This is a genomic window from Barnesiella sp. CU968 (assembly GCF_905219685.1).
Taxonomy (GTDB): domain Bacteria; phylum Bacteroidota; class Bacteroidia; order Bacteroidales; family Muribaculaceae; genus Lepagella; species Lepagella muris_A.
Window position 1 is genome coordinate 1 of record NZ_CAJMXD010000022.1, and the last position, 16,796, is coordinate 16,796.

General features: G+C 46.0%; 11 protein-coding genes. 7 read left to right on the forward strand and 4 right to left on the reverse strand.

Translation table 11 applies throughout. The features are described from left to right. Positions 1 to 72: 72 nt before the first annotated feature. Positions 73 to 387, reverse strand: coding sequence for a thioredoxin (gene trxA / locus JX312_RS01855; RefSeq protein ID WP_123407571.1), 315 nt, complete (start codon positions 385 to 387; stop codon positions 73 to 75). A 48-nt stretch (positions 388 to 435) separates the two neighbouring features. Beyond that, the gene (dnaE, locus tag JX312_RS01860; RefSeq protein ID WP_204456806.1) at positions 436 to 4,122 is read right to left on the reverse strand and encodes a DNA polymerase III subunit alpha; all 3,687 of its coding nucleotides are present in this window, start codon (positions 4,120 to 4,122) and stop codon (positions 436 to 438) included. 402 nt (positions 4,123 to 4,524) lie between these two features. Between dnaE and JX312_RS01865 the strand changes: the two genes are divergently transcribed. The 4 genes from JX312_RS01865 (at position 4,525) to hutH (ending at position 11,124) form a co-directional block, all read left to right on the forward strand. After that, positions 4,525 to 6,537 carry a urocanate hydratase gene (locus JX312_RS01865; protein ID WP_370541467.1) on the forward strand — a complete coding sequence of 671 codons (2,013 nt, stop codon included), beginning with the start codon at positions 4,525 to 4,527 and terminating at the stop codon, positions 6,535 to 6,537. A 74-nt stretch (positions 6,538 to 6,611) separates the two neighbouring features. After that, entirely contained in the window at positions 6,612 to 8,315 is a 1,704-nt protein-coding gene (ftcD, locus tag JX312_RS01870) for a glutamate formimidoyltransferase (RefSeq protein WP_204456807.1), read from the forward strand. Further along, positions 8,312 to 9,556, forward strand: a complete 1,245-nt coding sequence (gene hutI / locus JX312_RS01875; protein ID WP_204456809.1) for an imidazolonepropionase — start codon at positions 8,312 to 8,314, stop codon at positions 9,554 to 9,556. Before ftcD ends, hutI begins: the two co-directional genes overlap by 4 nt. 50 nt (positions 9,557 to 9,606) lie before the next feature. Beyond that, a complete protein-coding gene (gene hutH / locus JX312_RS01880) occupies positions 9,607 to 11,124 on the forward strand; it encodes a histidine ammonia-lyase (protein ID WP_204456811.1) in 1,518 nt (505 codons plus the stop codon). Positions 11,125 to 11,223: 99 nt separating this feature from the next. Here the strand turns inward: hutH and rlmD are convergent, their stop codons facing one another. Beyond that, positions 11,224 to 12,675, reverse strand: coding sequence for a 23S rRNA (uracil(1939)-C(5))-methyltransferase RlmD (gene rlmD, locus JX312_RS01885; RefSeq protein ID WP_124030800.1), 1,452 nt, complete (start codon positions 12,673 to 12,675; stop codon positions 11,224 to 11,226). A 262-nt stretch (positions 12,676 to 12,937) separates the two neighbouring features. Here rlmD and ppdK point away from each other — a divergent pair, with 262 nt between their 5' ends. The 3 genes from ppdK (at position 12,938) to JX312_RS01900 (ending at position 16,534) form a co-directional block, all read left to right on the forward strand. After that, a complete protein-coding gene (gene ppdK / locus JX312_RS01890) occupies positions 12,938 to 15,655 on the forward strand; it encodes a pyruvate, phosphate dikinase (RefSeq protein ID WP_204456813.1) in 2,718 nt (905 codons plus the stop codon). 76 nt (positions 15,656 to 15,731) lie between these two features. Next, positions 15,732 to 15,941: a hypothetical protein gene (locus JX312_RS01895; protein WP_204456815.1), complete on the forward strand. Its 210-nt coding sequence runs from the start codon at positions 15,732 to 15,734 to the stop codon at positions 15,939 to 15,941. Continuing rightward, positions 15,935 to 16,534, forward strand: coding sequence for a zeta toxin family protein (locus JX312_RS01900; protein WP_204456816.1), 600 nt, complete (start codon positions 15,935 to 15,937; stop codon positions 16,532 to 16,534). Before JX312_RS01895 ends, JX312_RS01900 begins: the two co-directional genes overlap by 7 nt. Before the next feature lie 4 nt (positions 16,535 to 16,538). On the opposite strand, the gene JX312_RS01905 is transcribed toward JX312_RS01900, so the two are convergent. Continuing rightward, on the reverse strand, positions 16,539 to 16,796 hold a 258-nt coding region (locus JX312_RS01905), incomplete at its 5' end, for a PDDEXK nuclease domain-containing protein (protein WP_204456818.1).

Below are 16,796 nucleotides of genomic sequence, written 5' to 3' on the forward strand. Positions count from 1 at the left end.
AACCATAAAAGACCTCAAGGAAGCCACAAGATTCACTATATAAAAAATTTCGAATTAAATTTAAACAGTTTCTTAAAGCAGAGGAAGAAGTTTGCTTTCGAGGTCCTCAAGTTTTACCAGACCGACACTGCGATCCACAGCCTCGCCACCTTTGAAGAAAAGAACTGTAGGAATGCTGCGTATTCGGTTCTCAGCGACAATTTCATCGTTTTCGTCAATATTGAGTTTGCCGATTATCGCCTTGTCTCCATATTTTTCCGCGAGTTCTTCGACAACAGGACCAAGCTTCATGCATGGTCCGCACCATGTAGCCCAGAAGTCTATTACCACTGTTTTTCCTGATTCAATAGCCTCCTTGGCTGTCTGATCTGTGAATTGAATTGCCATGATTTAGTTATTTGTTTATGGTTGATGATTATATTGTTGGTGATTAAATCATAGTGTAGATATCTTGAAACGCATGCCGTAATCACGCAGCGTATCTATAAGCTCGCGGGTTATCGGCATTTTTTTGCGCGAATGCACTCTTATGGATTGTCTTGACTCGGGGTCGAATATGTCAAAATACAAGTCCCCTTTACGGTTGTTGTCCGGGATCTGCTCCAACGCTGTAAAGAATTCTCTGTTATCGTATTTGAAGTTCATGTAAACAAGAACTCCGTTAGCGATATTACCTCTTTTGGATTCAAGAGAGGAGACTTCTTCTATCTGCATGTCCGTTCGTTCGGGATTAAACCGCCCGGGAACAATATTGATTTTAACGAATGTCGGTTCTCCGATTCTGAATTTGTCTTTGTGCTGATTGTGATTCATGCCAAAGAGAGCGATTTCCGTTTTTCCCGTGAAATCTTCCAGTTCCACAATGGTGAATTCATTTCCCTTACGCGATGTCTTCAGTGTTACTTTCGTCACAAGTCCTCCCATCGTGATCTTGCATGGAGCGTTTTGCTTGTCCTTGAATTGTTCACAAGGTGTGTTGCAGCCGTAAGTCAGTTCCATGTAATAAGGGTCAAGAGGGTGAGCGGACAGATACATCATCACCATCTCTTTTTCTTTTTCAAGTATCGCCAGACGATCCCACGGCTCCGGATTGGGATATGGCGGTTTATTTGTCTCGATAGGTTCGAGCTCGCCAAACAGACTCATCTGAAGAGAGTTTTTGTCGTTCTGTATGTTCTGACCATATTTGACAAGCAAATCGGTATATGTCGAGTCAAACATCGGGTGCACGAACATTTCGCGTTGGACATTGAAGCAGTCGAATGCTCCTGACATGGCAAGGTTCTCTATCGCACCACGGTTGCATGCGGAAAGATTGACTCTCTCCACAAAATCATAAATATCCTTGAACGCACCGTTTTTGTCTCGCTCCGATATGATGGCGTTTACAGCGTTAAGACCAACTCCTTTCACGGCTGCAAGACCAAAACGGATTTCACCTTTCTGGTTGACACCGAATCTTTCTATTGACTCGTTGATGTCAGGTCCCTTGACGGTTATTCCCATTCGTTTGCATTCGTCCATAAATTTGCGAAGTTTATCGGCTGCTGTCAGGTTCCGGCTCAAGACACCTGCCATGTATTCGGCAGGGTAGTGGGCTTTGAGGTATGCTGTCTGATATGCCACCCAGCTGTAACATGTTGCGTGGCTTTTGTTGAAGGCATATGATGCAAATTTTTCCCAGTCCGCCCAGATTTTTTCAAGTGCTTGCTCGGGATGTCCGTTTTTCATACCCTGCTCCATGAATTTTTTCTTGAGCTTCATCATCTTGTCGATCTGCTTTTTACCCATCGCCTTTCTCAGCATGTCGGATTCGCCTCGTGTGAAGCTTGACAGCAGACGCGAGAGTAGCATCACCTGCTCCTGATATACGGTGATACCGTATGTCTCCTCAAGATACTGTGACATTATCGGTATGTCATACGTGATCGGTTCGTCTCCGTGTTTACGTCTGATGAACGATGGGATATAGTCCATAGGTCCTGGACGATAAAGCGCATTCATGGCTATCAGGTCTTCAAATTTAGAAGGCTGGAGCTCACGCAGAGACTTCTGCATACCTTCAGACTCAAACTGGAATGTAGAAGTTGTGTTACCTTTGCAATACANGTCGAATGTCTCCTTGTCATCAAGTGGGATATGATCGATATCGACATCAATCCCTCTCGTATGCTTGATGTTTGCAATAGCTTCTTTGATANTAGAAAGCGTTTTGAGTCCGAGGAAGTCCATCTTGATCAATCCGGTTTCCTCAATCACACTTCCCTCATATTGAGTTGATATTACTTTCGAGCCATCGGCATCTGTTGCCATCGATACCGGAACCCAGTCGGTTATGTCGTCTCGACATATGATCACGCCACACGCGTGAATGCCCGTTCCACGGATATTCCCTTCAAGCTGTTCGGCATATTTCATGGTCTCGCGTATACCCTCGTTGGGATTCTCTTTCTCTGCGGCAAACTCTTTATTGTAGAGCAAACAGTTTTTGAAATTGATCTTCGGTGCCTTTCCGTTGACCTCAGGCAAGCGGTCGGGCACGAGTTTGGCAAGACGGTTTGCTTCCGGAAGCGGAACCTCAAGCACTTTTGCCACATCCTTTATTGCCATTTTCGTTGCCATAGTCTGATAAGTGATAATATGGGCAACTTTTTCCTCTCCATATTTCTCGGTCACGTATTTAAGGACCTCATATCGTCCGTCATCATCAAAATCGACGTCTATATCAGGGAGCGAGATTCGGTCCGGATTGAGAAAACGTTCAAAGAGAAGGTCATATTTGATCGGGTCTATCTGGGTGATTCCAAGACAATAGGCTGCAGCACTTCCAGCGGCGGATCCACGACCGGGACCGATGCTCACTCCAAGTTTCTTTCTTCCTGTATTGATAAAATCCTGCACGATGAGAAAGTATCCGGGAAATCCCATTGTCTTCATTATGTATAATTCAAACTTCAGCCGTTCTTTTACATCATCTGGCAAAGGATTCCCATATCTTTCAAGCGCGCCCTCCATGGTCAGTTTTTCCAGATAGTCGGCTTCAAACTTGATACGGTAAAGTTTGTCATATCCTCCGAGACGCTCTATTTTTTTCTTTGCTTCATCTTCGGAAAGAACCACATTACCGTTTTCATCCTGAGTGAATTCATCAAACAGCTCTTTTTCCGTGATCCTCTCTCTATACTCCTCTTCCGTTCCAAATTCCTTGGGAATATCGAAAAATGGCATGATTGGGGCGTGATTTAACGTATAGAATTCAATCTTGTCAAGTATTTCCTTTGTATTGTCGATAACTTCCGGAATATCCTTGAATATCTCACGCATCTCTTCGGTTGATTTGAGCCATTCCTGTTTCGTGTAATGAAGACGTGGCTCATAAAAGGATTTCTGCATGGATACGCATATCAGACGGTCGTGAGCCTCCGCATCGTCCTCGAAAGCGAAGTGCACATCGTTTGTCGCAACCATCTTTATATTATGCTTACGCGCGAATTTTATCAAGTGTTCGTTGACTTTGGTCTGCTCTACAAACACTTCACGGTTCGCGTTTTCTTTGAATGTCTCGTGTCGTTGAAGTTCTATATAATAGTCATCACCGAAAGTTTCCTTGTACCAGACAATCCGTTCCTCGGCCTTGTCAAGGTCTCCGTGCATGATAAACTGAGGCACTTCCCCTCCAAGACATGCCGAACACACAATCAGTCCCTCCCGGTGCAGTGCAAGTTCTGTCCGGTCAGTTCTCGGTTTGTAGTAATAACCTTCAGTCCATGCCTTGCTGACAAGTTTCACCAGATTATGGTATCCGGTGCTGTTCTTGGCAAGCACGATCAGGTGATAGCCGTTATCCGTCTTGTCTTTTTTATCGGTCAGTTTTTCGCGCGCCACATACATCTCGCAGCCGATGATTGGCTTGAATTTCTCTTCGTCTGGTTTACCGGAATTCTTTTTCTCGACATAATTGAAAAATTCCTTGATTCCGAACATGTTGCCATGATCGGTCAGCGCGATGCCCCGTTGCCCGTCGGCAATGGCTTTGTCTACAAGTTCCGGTATTGTAGCCTTTCCGTCAAGAAGGCTATATTGCGAGTGCACGTGAAGGTGCGTGAATGGGATATTGCTCATGTCGTATATTATTCAAAAGCGAATGCAAAGATAACACTTGACGACTATTTTTCCAATTCCATATTTGGAAAAGTGTTGTCCTGTTATTGAAAATGTGAACTCGTCTTGCCTTATTTTTTCTTGATATCAGCGAGATATTTCCGAGGTGTTTTCGCTATTCGAAGAGCCGGCAACCTTACGTCTGGCGGTTATGGGAGGGGGGACACAACCGGAAAGATCCGCTGAGGTTGGGAAAATAATCAGCAATATAATTATTTTGATTTTCGTAAATAAGTCAAGACAAGTTCTGTGCGACAATGCCGGAATGGGTGCGATTGATAATTTTGTATATGGTGATTTATGTTTTATAATATTAAGAAAAAATTTGCAAGGTCTGGAATAGTTCTTAATTTTGTAAAAAATATGAATAAAAAATGTTCCATGGATAACAACAGAATACTTCTGGATGCCGAATGGCCTGATATGCCATCGTTTGAAGAAGGTATCCGTCGTGCTCCCGACAGGGGATACACATTGACACCGGAGAAAACCAGAACTGCATTGAAGAATGCATTGCGTTATCTTCCGCCGGAGTTGCATGAGAAAGCCGCTCCTGAATTTCTTGAAGAACTGCGCACTCGTGGACGGATATATGCATATCGGTTTCGTCCTGAAGGAAATCTTGCCGCCAAACCCATTGACGAGTATAAAGGCAAATGTGTCGAAGGTAAGGCGTTTCAGGTTATGATCGACAACAATCTTTGTTTTGATATTGCTCTTTATCCTTATGAACTCGTGACTTACGGTGAGACGGGACAGGTTTGCCAGAATTGGCTGCAATACCGTCTTATAAAGAAGTATCTTGAGGAACTTACAGATGAGCAGACCCTTGTCATTGAGTCTGGTCATCCTCTCGGACTCTTCCCTTCCCGGAAGGACGCTCCGCGCGTTATAATAACAAATGCCATGATGGTCGGTTTGTTCGACAATCCCCATGACTGGCATGAGGCGATGCAGATGGGTGTGGCGAATTACGGACAGATGACGGCTGGCGGCTGGATGTATATAGGACCTCAGGGTATCGTGCACGGCACTTTCAACACTCTTCTCAATGCCGGCCGCATGAAACTCGGTGTGCCGCAGGATGGCGATCTGAGAGGGCACCTGTTCGTGTCTTCGGGACTCGGAGGCATGAGTGGAGCTCAGCCAAAGGCTGCGGAAATCGCAGGCGCGGCTGCAATTATAGCGGAAGTGGATCTCTCGCGCATAATGACACGTAAAAACCAAGGATGGGTGGCGGAGATAACAGATGATATAGCTGAAGCTTTCAGTCTGGCGGAGGATGCCATGAAAAAGAGAATGCCTGTATCTGTCGCATATCACGGAAATGTCGTTGACCTTCTTGAATATGCTGTCAGTCATGACAAGAAAATTGAATTACTAAGTGACCAGACATCCTGCCATGCAGTATATGAAGGAGGATATTGTCCTGCAGGAATCACTTTTGAGGAGCGCACAAGACTCCTGCACGATGATCCGGCGCGGTTCCATGAACTGATCGACGACACGCTGCGCCGTCATTATGAAGCTATAAAAATACTTGTAGAGCGTGGAACATACTTCTTTGATTATGGGAATTCATTTATGAAAGCCATCTACGATGCCGGAGTGAAGGAGATTTCCAGAAATGGAGTTGATGAAAAAGACGGGTTTGTCTGGCCTTCATATGTAGAGGACATAATGGGACCCATGCTTTTCGATTATGGTTACGGTCCTTTCCGATGGGTGTGTCTGAGCGGAAGACATGAGGATCTTGTCAAGACAGACCGTGCTGCCATGGAATGTATCAATCCGGATCGCAGGGGTCAGGATCGCGACAATTACAATTGGATACGCGATGCCGAAAAAAACGCGATGGTTGTAGGCACTCAGGCACGTATTCTGTATCAGGACGCAATGGGCAGGCTTAAAATAGCTCTGAAGTTCAACGAAATGGTTCGCAATGGAGAAGTCGGTCCGATTATGCTTGGCCGTGACCATCATGACGTAAGTGGTACGGACTCTCCTTTCCGCGAGACTTCCAATATAAAGGATGGCTCAAATGTCATGGCGGATATGGCAGTGCAGTGTTTTGCCGGCAATTGCGCACGCGGGATGAGTCTGGTGGCTCTTCATAACGGCGGCGGCGTAGGAATCGGTAAAGCAATCAATGGCGGGTTCGGAATGGTATGCGACGGCTCTGAAAGAGTTGACGATATTCTGCGCAAAGCCATGTTATGGGATGTCATGGGTGGCGTCGCACGCCGTAGCTGGGCACGCAATGAGAATGCCATGTCTACAGTCAGAGAGTGGAATGACACTCAGTGTGAAAACGGCTTTATGATAACAGAACCATTTATTGCTGATGAGTCGCTTCTTGATTCAGTGCTCGGTTGATTGTAATTGAGATTATTGTCCAATCATGTTTCAATGGTCGGGTATGTAAAAATTCACATAAGTAAGATTTATTTATGAAAAAAATCATAGAATGTGTCCCCAATTTCTCAGAGGGGCGCGACAAGAATATAATTGATGCCATTACCGCAGAGATAGAGAAAGGGGGAGAGGTCAAACTCCTTGATGTTGATCCCGGAGAGGCTACGAACAGGACGGTTGTCACATTTGTTGGAGAACCTGACGCTGTCATGGAAGCGGCTTTGAGAGGCATGCGGAAGGCTGCCGAGCTGATAGACATGCGACATCACCACGGTGCGCATCCACGTATGGGTGCAACTGATGTGTGCCCCCTGATTCCCGTAAGCGGCATAACGCTTGAAGAGTGTGCGTCTCTTGCGAGAGAACTGGCGGAAAGAGCGGCGGCAGAATTGAATATACCATGCTATTGCTATGAGGCTGCGGCATTCGTGCCGGAACGTAAGAACCTTGCGATATGCAGGGAAGGGGAGTATGAAGGTCTGGCTGAGCGTATGGGAAAAGAAGGCAAGGGACCGGATTTCGGCGACCGCGCTTTTGACGAAGGTGTTGCCCGCACAGGCTGTACAGCCGTTGGTGCCCGTGATTTCCTGATTGCCGTGAATTTCAATCTAAACACTACTTCGACGCGACGTGCAAACGCCATTGCTTTTGATGTCCGTGAAAAGGGAAGACCGAAAAGAGAAGGGGGTAAACCCAACGGTAAACCTGTCAAGGATGAGAACGGAAATGTGATAATGTTGCCCGGCACTCTCAAATCCACAAAAGCGATAGGTTGGTTCATAGATGAATATGGAATCGCACAGGTGTCGATGAATATAACAGACATGGGAGTTACACCGCTTCATGTTGCCTTTGACGAAGTCTGCCGTGCTGCGGCGGCACGCGGAATAAGAGTTACCGGCACAGAGATTGTCGGACTTGTGCCCAAGCGTGCATTGCTGGATGCGGGCAAGCACTATCTGCGCCGGCAACAGAGGTCTCTCGGCATACCTGAAGAGGAGATTATCAAGATTGCTGTGAAGTCAATGGGACTTGATGAACTGAAGCCGTTTGACCCGGCTGAGAAAGTCATAGAATATATGCTTGATGCTGACAAAAAAAGCAGGAAACTTGTTGATACGACCTGTCGTGGTTTCGCAGACGAGACAGCATCTGAATCACCGGCACCCGGTGGAGGATCGATTTCGGCATACATGGGTGCGCTGGGTGCGGCACTCGGGACAATGGTAGCTAATCTGTCTGCCCATAAGGCGGGATGGGACGAGCGTTGGGAGGAGTTCTCGGATGTTGCAGAAAAGGGAAGGTTTCTTCAGGATGCGCTTATTCGTCTTGTAGATGAAGATACGGAAGCTTTCAACCGTATCATGGATGTCTTCGCTATGCCCAAAAAGACAGATGAGGAGAAAGAGGCTCGCAAGGAAGCGCTTGAAAAGGCAACACTCTATGCCACGCAAGTTCCTTTGCGCACGATGAAAACTGCGTTTGAGACATTCGACATTCTTGAAGCGATGGCTAAAAATGGTAATCCTGCGTCTGTCAGCGATGCCGGTGTCGGTGCGCTTGCCGCGCGAGCGGCAGTCCAGGGCGCATATCTGAATGTGAAGATAAATGCTGCTGGGCTTAAAAACAGGGATGTGGCGGAGGCAATGCTTTCCGAAGCACATGAGATTGCAGAAAATGCTGACAGCAGGGAGTCCGGTATATTGTCAGTTGTCAACAATGTAATAGCAACACAATGAGCAATATTGTAATCAGACATGCCAATATAGTAACCCCTGTAGGAAACTCTGCAAGGCGTGGCAAAGAGATGGATATGCTTACTGTCATTCCAGACGGGGCGATTGTCATATCAGACGGGAGGATAACGTATTGCGGTGCGGATCGTAATCTTAAGGCTGAACTTGTCTCTGAATGTCACGAATCAATAGATGCATGTGGAAGAGTGGTTCTTCCCGGGTTTGTCGATTCCCATACACATCTTGTTTTCGGGGGATACAGACCTGACGAGTTTGAATGGCGGCTCAAAGGGGATTCCTACATGAGCATAATGGAAAGGGGAGGAGGAATACAATCCACAGTGAATGCCACTCGTGTTGAATCTTATTCCGAACTTAAAAAGAAGGCGGAGTGGTTTATCGACAGAATGGTTTCCATGGGAGTGACAACCGTAGAAGCAAAAAGCGGATATGGTCTTGATGTCGCAACCGAGGTAAAAATGCTTGATGTGATTGATTCGCTTTCTAAAGATGCTGACCGTAAACTGAGAGTTGTCGCTACTTTTCTTGGCGCGCATGCCGTGCCGCAGGAATACAAAGGGCGCACTGCAGAATATGTTGATTTCATGATACGGGAAATGATTCCGGCTGTCAAAGGTAAGGCTGTGTTCTGCGATATTTTTACCGAAAAGAATGTTTTTGAGATCGATGATTCAAGACGTTTTTTACAAGCGGCACGTGAAGCCGGATTCAAACTTAAACTTCATGCAGACGAAATAGTTACGCTCGGTGGCGCGGAGCTTGCCTCGGAAATGGGTGCGGTGTCTGCCGACCATCTGTTGCACGTAAGCGATCAAGGAGTCGCCAGAATGGCAGAATCAGGGACAGTTGCGACTCTTCTCCCTTTGACAGCGTTCGCATTGCGGGAACCATTCGCTCCGGCTCGTAAGTTTATCGACTCTGGTGCGGCTGTGGCTCTTGCTACAGACCTTAATCCAGGTTCTTGTTTCAGCGGTTCTATCCCCTTGACAATAGCCTTGGCATGCATTTATATGAAAATGTCGGTAGAGGAGACTATAACCGCTTTGACTCTAAACGGTGCGGCTGCGCTTGATCTCGCATCCGAGACCGGGTCTATCGAGGTGGGGAAAAGCGGAGATGTTGTCATACTTGAATTCGAAAACTACCGCATGCTTCCGTACTATGTGGGAATGAACTGTGTGAATACCGTTATCAGCCGTGGGCGGATTGTGGCTCACAACTGAGAGTTTTTAACAATTAAATTTATCAACCACTTAAAAATATTCTATATACCATGGATAGACTGGAAACATACGCAGTGGGTTCATCTGAACTGACGTATGACCTTATTGAACGCATCATCAATGACAATACTCGGCTTTTGCTTTCTGAGGAGGGGCGTCAGAGAATAGAAAGATGCAGGGAATATCTTGACAGAAAGACGGATGTGAACACTGCTCCTATTTATGGTGTCACAACCGGCTTCGGTTCACTATGTGACAAACACATATCTCGCGATGAGCTGTCGACACTACAGGAAAACCTTGTAAAAAGCCATTCATGCAGTGTCGGGACTCCTGTAGACGATGTCATAGTGAAACTGATGCTTCTACTGAAAGCACATGCGTTGTCGATGGGGTTCAGCGGAGTGCAGACAATAACAGTAGAGCGTATTCTTGATATGTATAACAACAATGTCCTTCCGGTTGTATTTGACAGAGGCTCTCTTGGCGCGTCGGGAGATCTCGCACCTCTTGCCAACCTTTTCCTTCCGCTCATAGGCGAGGGAGAGGTGTGGTATAAGGGGAAAAGAATACGCAGTGCGGAAGCTCTTAACATATTTGGCTGGAAGCCGATACGACTTATGTCTAAAGAGGGTCTTGCCCTTCTTAACGGCACTCAGTTCATGAGTGCCAACGGCATCAAGGCTCTCATTGACGGATGGCATCTGGTAAATTGTTTTGATCTTTTCGGTGCCATGTCTCTTGAGGCGTTTGACGGCAGAATAGAACCTTTCTTCGATTGCATTCAGCAGGTGCGTCCGCATCGCGGACAGATAGAGACAGGCAAGATATACCGCTGGCTGTTNAAAGACAGTGAGATAATAGCTCGCCATAAAGAGCATGTGCAGGATCCTTATTCATTCCGCTGCATTCCTCAGGTCCACGGTGCCGTGAAGGATGCCATGAATCATGTTACAGACATACTTCATACGGAAATCAACTCTGTTACTGACAATCCCACAGTTTTCCCTGACCTTGATTTAGTGGTTTCGGGCGGCAACTTCCATGGAGAGCCGTTGGCTCTTGCGTTCGACTATATGGGTGTCGCTCTTCATGAACTTGGCAACATATCCGAGCGCCGTGTAGCACAGCTGATTCTTGGAGATCGTGGACTGCCGCCTTTCCTTGTGGCTCATCCCGGTTTGAATTCAGGATTCATGATTCCCCAATATGCAGCTGCTTCAATGGTAAGTCAGAACAAAATGTTCGCATGGCCTGCGTCATGTGATTCAATAGTCAGTTCAAACGGACAGGAAGATCTTGTGTCGATGGGTGCTAATGCCGCGACAAAATTGCATAAAATCGTAGATAACCTCAAATATATAGCAGCTGTAGAACTTATGAACGCCGCTCAGGGCATAGATTTCCGTCGTCCGCTCAAATCCTCGCCTTATATAGAGAGTGTAATGGCGGCTTACAGAGATGTCGTGCCTTTTGTTGACGAAGATGTGGTGATGGCAGATTATATTTCCAGGACAATGCAGTTTCTTGAAAATTTCCAAATTGAAATTGAGGTCGTGGAAGAGTGATACATCTGTGACAATTATAAAATGATTCCAGATAATACGGCACCGGAGCGAAATGGAACTCCGGTGCCGTGTCGGTTATTGTTATTATGGTGTATACTGTTATTTTAATTGCAGTCTGACAACATTCTCGACATGATGTGTATGGGGGAACATATCGACAGGCTGGACATCCGTCACACGATATGCGCAGTCGAGAAGTGAAAGGTCACGCGCCTGTGTGGCAGGATTACAGCTTACATATACGATTACCGAAGGACGTGCCTTAAGTATGACTTTGATTACATCCTCGTGCATGCCTGCACGAGGAGGATCGATAATCATGACATCTGGTTTTCCATGAGAACAGATAAAACCGTCGGTTAGTATTTCTTTCATGTCACCGGCATAGAAAAGAGTGTTGTCAAGTCCGTTGACACTTGCATTCAGTCTTGCATCTTCAATTGCCTCTTCAACGTATTCAATTCCGATTACCTGACGAGCCGCACGAGCGACAAAATTTGCTATTGTACCTGTGCCTGTATAGAGATCATAAACGAGCGGCTTCGTCTCTTCGTTATTATTGCTGTCAAGTCCGGCGAATTTGCGGGCGACTTTATAAAGTTCGTATGCCTGTGCTGAATTGGTCTGGTAAAAAGATTTTGCGTTGACCCTGAATTTTAATCCCTCCATCTCTTCCTCTATATATTCAGGACCTCTGAATGAATGAATCTCCTGATCGGAGATAGTATCATTGAGTTTAAGGTTCACAACATAGAGTAATGAGGTGATTTCGGGAAATCTGTCGGCAATGGTTTCAAGCAGTGCGACACTCTCTTCCGGTCTGTCTTCGCCAAAAACCAGACAAACCATTACTTGTCCTGTTGATGCAATGCGTATCATCAGGGTTCTTAGCATCCCCCGGTTCTCCCGAATGTTATAAAAGGAGAGCCCGCGGCTTTCGGCTTCCTGAAAAATGAAATTCCGGATTCTGTTTCCAAGATCATCCTGCAGGAAGCATTCATCAATATGATATACTTTGTCGAACGCTCCGGGAATATGAAAGCCAAGGGCATTGCCCGAATCGTTAAACTCTTTGCCGGAACGCACATCTTCCCAGGTTCTCCATTTTTTATTGGAAAAGGTGTATTCCATCTTGTTTCTGTAGTGCCATACATTTTCAGAACCAAGAATCGGAGAAATCTCCGGCAATTCGATTTTTGCAATACGCTGGAGAGCATCGGTAACCTGCTGCTGCTTGAATTTCAATTGTTCTTCATATGGAAGATGCTGCCATTTGCATCCGCCGCATATTGTGAAATGAGCGCATTTCGGACTGACACGGATAGGAGAGGGGGTGATCATGTTTTCTATGTGTCCCTCCGCATAACTGTGTTTTTTGCGGTCAATCTTTATGTCCGCTATGTCACCGGGTGCACCGAATGGAATGAAGACAACTATTTTGTTTTCATCATCTTCTTTCCACGCCACTTTGGCGAGGGCCTTACCCTCGGCGGCAACTCCGCTTATTTCTATATTTCTCAGAATTGGCTGTTCCTTGCGTTTTCGTCCCATTTATTATCTTAAATATTACTTTTTCAATGCAAAAATACTAAAAATTAACAACAAATTTGTATATTTGCAGTTGCTAAATAGGAAGCAGTCTCGAAAACGTGCTTTTCTTTGCATGTTTATAATTGNGATATTTTATCTTTTGCAATAGTTTAATATATTGGATGCTAATGTAAAAGGCTCAAAATACCGATTGAAAGCACAATATGATATAAAGATAAAAATATTATATTTAATTTAAGTCATAATTAATTTTATAACCTCTATGGCAAAAAAAGTATATACGTTCGGTGACGGAAAAGCCGAAGGTAATGCGTCAATGAGAAATCTCCTTGGCGGCAAGGGTGCAAACCTTGCAGAGATGAACCTGTTGGGGATGCCAGTGCCTCCCGGATTCACGATTACCACAGAAGTATGCACAGAATACACACAATATGGCCGTGACAAAGTAGTGGAAGACATCAAGGCTGAAGTTGAGAAAGCAATAGCTCATGTCGAGGAACTTACCGGCAATAAATTCGATGATTCTTCTAATCCTCTTCTTGTTTCAGTACGTTCCGGAGCCCGCGCTTCTATGCCCGGTATGATGGATACAGTGCTCAACCTCGGTATGAATGATGCGACTGTTGCCACTATGGCAGAAAAGAGCGGCAATCCTCGTTTCGCATGGGACAGCTACCGCCGTTTCGTACAGATGTACGGTGATGTTGTGCTTGGAATGAAGCCGAAGAGCAAAACCGATATCGATCCTTTCGAGGCTATCATGGATAAGGTTAAGGAGGAGAAGGGTGTGAAATTTGACAATGAACTTGATGTAGAGGATCTCAANGAACTTGTAAAACGGTTTAAAGCAGCCGTAAAAGAATATACAGGCAAAGATTTTCCAGAGTCTGCATGGGAGCAGCTGTGGGGAGGTATCTGCGCTGTTNTCGACAGCTGGATGAACGAACGTGCCATTATCTACCGCCGTATGAACCAGATCCCGGAAGAGTGGGGTACTGCTGTCAACGTGCAGGCGATGGTATACGGCAACATGGGTAACAACTCTGCTACCGGTGTTGCGTTCAGCCGCGACGCAGCTACAGGTGAGAATATCTTCAACGGCGAATACCTTATTAACGCTCAGGGTGAGGATGTCGTTGCTGGTGTCCGCACTCCGCAGCAGATTACAGTGGAAGGTTCACGCAGATGGGCTAAACTTCAGGGTATTTCTGAAGATGAGCGTCGCGAGAAATATCCTTCTCTTGAGGAGTCTATGCCTGTATGCGCTGCCGAGCTTATAGCTATTGCAAAACGTCTTGAAGACTACTACAAAGACATGCAGGATATGGAGTTCACAATTCAGGATGGTAAACTCTGGATGCTCCAGACCCGTAACGGCAAACGCACTGGTGCTGCAATGGTGAAAATCGCCATGGATCTTCTCCGTGCCGGCGAAATCGATGAGAAAACAGCACTTCTCCGCATAGAACCCCAGAAACTCGATGAACTTCTTCACCCTGTGTTTGACAAAGACGCTCTCAAGCGTGCCAAAGTCATGGCAAAAGGTCTGCCAGCGTCTCCAGGCGCCGCAACCGGTCAGGTTGTGTTCCAGGCTGATGATGCTGAAGAATGGTCAGAAAAGAAAAAGAAAGTCGTTCTCGTGCGTATCGAGACTTCACCTGAAGACCTTCGCGGTATGGCTGTGGCACAGGGAATCCTTACAATGCGTGGAGGTATGACATCTCATGCTGCAGTTGTTGCTCGTGGTATGGGTAAATGCTGTGTGTCTGGCGCCGGTGAGATTGTTGTTGACTACAAGGCAAAGACTGTAGAAATGTACGGCAAGGTTTATAAGGAGGGAGACTGGATCTCACTCAACGGTTCTACAGGTGATGTATATGACGGCCAGGTTCCGACAACCGAGCCTGAACTTGATGGCGACTTCGGCGCAATCATGAACCTCTCTGACAAATTCGCCAAGACTCTTGTACGCACAAATGCGGATTCTCCCCGCGATGCAAAACAGGCACGTCGCTTTGGTGCACAGGGTATAGGTCTTTGCCGTACAGAGCATATGTTCTTTGAAGGCGATAGAATCAAATCAGTTCGTGAGATGATTCTTGCATCTGACGAAGAGGGTCGTCGTACGGCTCTTGCCAAACTTCTTCCCATGCAGCGTGGTGACTTCGAGGGAATTTTCGAGGCTATGGACGGTTATGGTGTGACTGTACGTCTTCTTGACCCGCNGTTGCATGAGTTTGTACCTCATCAGACTGCTACACAGAAAGAGCTTGCAGCAGAGATGGGTCTCACACTCGAAGAGGTTAAGGCAAAGGTAGATTCACTTGAAGAGTTTAACCCGATGCTCGGACACCGTGGTTGCCGTCTTGGAATCACATATCCTGAGATAACCGAAATGCAGACACGAGCTATCATCGAGGCGGCACTTGCATGTAAGGCACGCGGTATCAAGGTTCTTCCTGAGATTATGGTTCCGTTGGTAGGTTCTCTCAAAGAGCTCCAGAATCAGGCAGATGTTATTAACACAACTGCTGCAAAAGTATTCGAAGAGAAAGGAGACTCAGTAATCTACAAGGTTGGAACAATGATTGAGGTTCCTCGTGCGGCGCTTACCGCAAACGAAATTGCAGAGGTGGCTGAATTCTTCTCATTCGGTACCAATGACCTCACCCAGATGACATTCGGTTTCTCTCGTGATGACGCTCCCAAGTTCTTGAAATTCTACAAAGAGCACGGCATCATCAAGGTAGATCCGTTTGAGGTACTTGACCAGACAGGAGTTGGTCAGCTCGTAGAGATGGGTGTTAAGAAAGGTCGTGCTACCCGTCCGGATCTGAAGGTCGGCATCTGTGGCGAGCATGGAGGCGAGCCCAGCTCAGTGAAATTCTGCGCAAATCTCGGCATGAACTACGTCAGCTGCTCACCCTTCCGTGTGCCCATCGCCCGCGTAGCAGCGGCGCAGGCAGCCATCGAAGAGTAATCCCTTAGTAGGATAAATAATAACAAGGCAGGGATTTCTGCAATTAGAAGTCCCTGCCTTTTAATTTTTAAAAATTATGTCTGAAGCCGAACTGAATTCATACCGCTTCAATTCCGGTAAAGAGCCCACCGATGAAATGCTCGCGCATATCATGCACGAGGTGGCACAAGAAGCAAAGGTCCAGAATGAAGAGGCGACCAAGAAATATTTCGAAAACCTCCGTAAGGAGGCTGAAGAACAACAGGCTCAATGGGCGGCTCGTATAAATGAAGTTAAAAAATGGTAACCACTGAGCACAAGCCGGAATTGATAATAATTGCTGGACCTAACGGGTCGGGTAAAACGTCCATTACCCAGAAGTTTCTTCATCATGAATGGGCTGAGGGAACAACATATATCAATCCCGACCAAGTAGCCAAAGATATGTTCGGTGATTGGAATAATTCGGCAGCAGTTCTGAAGGCAGCCAATTATTGTTCAGAACTTCGCGAAAGATGTCTTGCAGAAAAGAAAAGTTTTGTTTTTGAAACCGTCTTCTCTGCACAAGATAAGATCGATTTTGTCATCCGAGCAAAACAAGCCGGTTTTTTTATAAGAATATTCTTTATTTCTACATCTAATCCTGCCATTAATGCTTCCCGCATCGCAAAAAGAGTAATGAAAGGCGGACATGATGTACCAATCACCAAAATTATCTCTCGCTACAACAAGTCAATTCAAAACTGCAAAATAGTAGCATCAATCATTGACCGTCTTTACGTCTACGATAACTCCATAGACGATGTTGATGCCCGCCCTCTCTTCCGTCTCTCAGATGGAGTTTTAGCAAAGCAGTACACTGAGGATATTCCCGATTGGGCACAAAATATTCTATTATAACGAACTATGAAAATACTTCGTGAGATGATAGCCACCAGATTACCGGGAAGCTCGAATTTCCATGCTGTCGGTTCGTCGGGTTATCACCCTGTGTACGTTTCAGCTCATCATACATTCTGACATACATGTCCATCTGTCCGATATCCTGATGTGATATTTTTGCTGTCTTCAGGTCTATCAGCACAAAAGTACAACCGTCCGCGATAGCAGGTAAGCCATAAAAAGAAAGCCGTCCAGATTTTGGGCGGCTATTTTTGTGAGG

Coding starts and splice junctions, on each gene's coding strand:
- JX312_RS01865 (WP_370541467.1), top strand. CDS start 4,525: ATGAATAAAAAATGTTCCATGGATAACAACAGAATACTTCTGGATGCC.
- rlmD (WP_124030800.1), bottom strand. CDS start 12,675: ATGGGACGAAAACGCAAGGAACAGCCAATTCTGAGAAATATAGAAATA.
- ftcD (WP_204456807.1), top strand. CDS start 6,612: ATGAAAAAAATCATAGAATGTGTCCCCAATTTCTCAGAGGGGCGCGAC.
- trxA (WP_123407571.1), bottom strand. CDS start 387: ATGGCAATTCAATTCACAGATCAGACAGCCAAGGAGGCTATTGAATCA.
- hutI (WP_204456809.1), top strand. CDS start 8,312: ATGAGCAATATTGTAATCAGACATGCCAATATAGTAACCCCTGTAGGA.
- JX312_RS01900 (WP_204456816.1), top strand. CDS start 15,935: ATGGTAACCACTGAGCACAAGCCGGAATTGATAATAATTGCTGGACCT.
- JX312_RS01895 (WP_204456815.1), top strand. CDS start 15,732: ATGTCTGAAGCCGAACTGAATTCATACCGCTTCAATTCCGGTAAAGAG.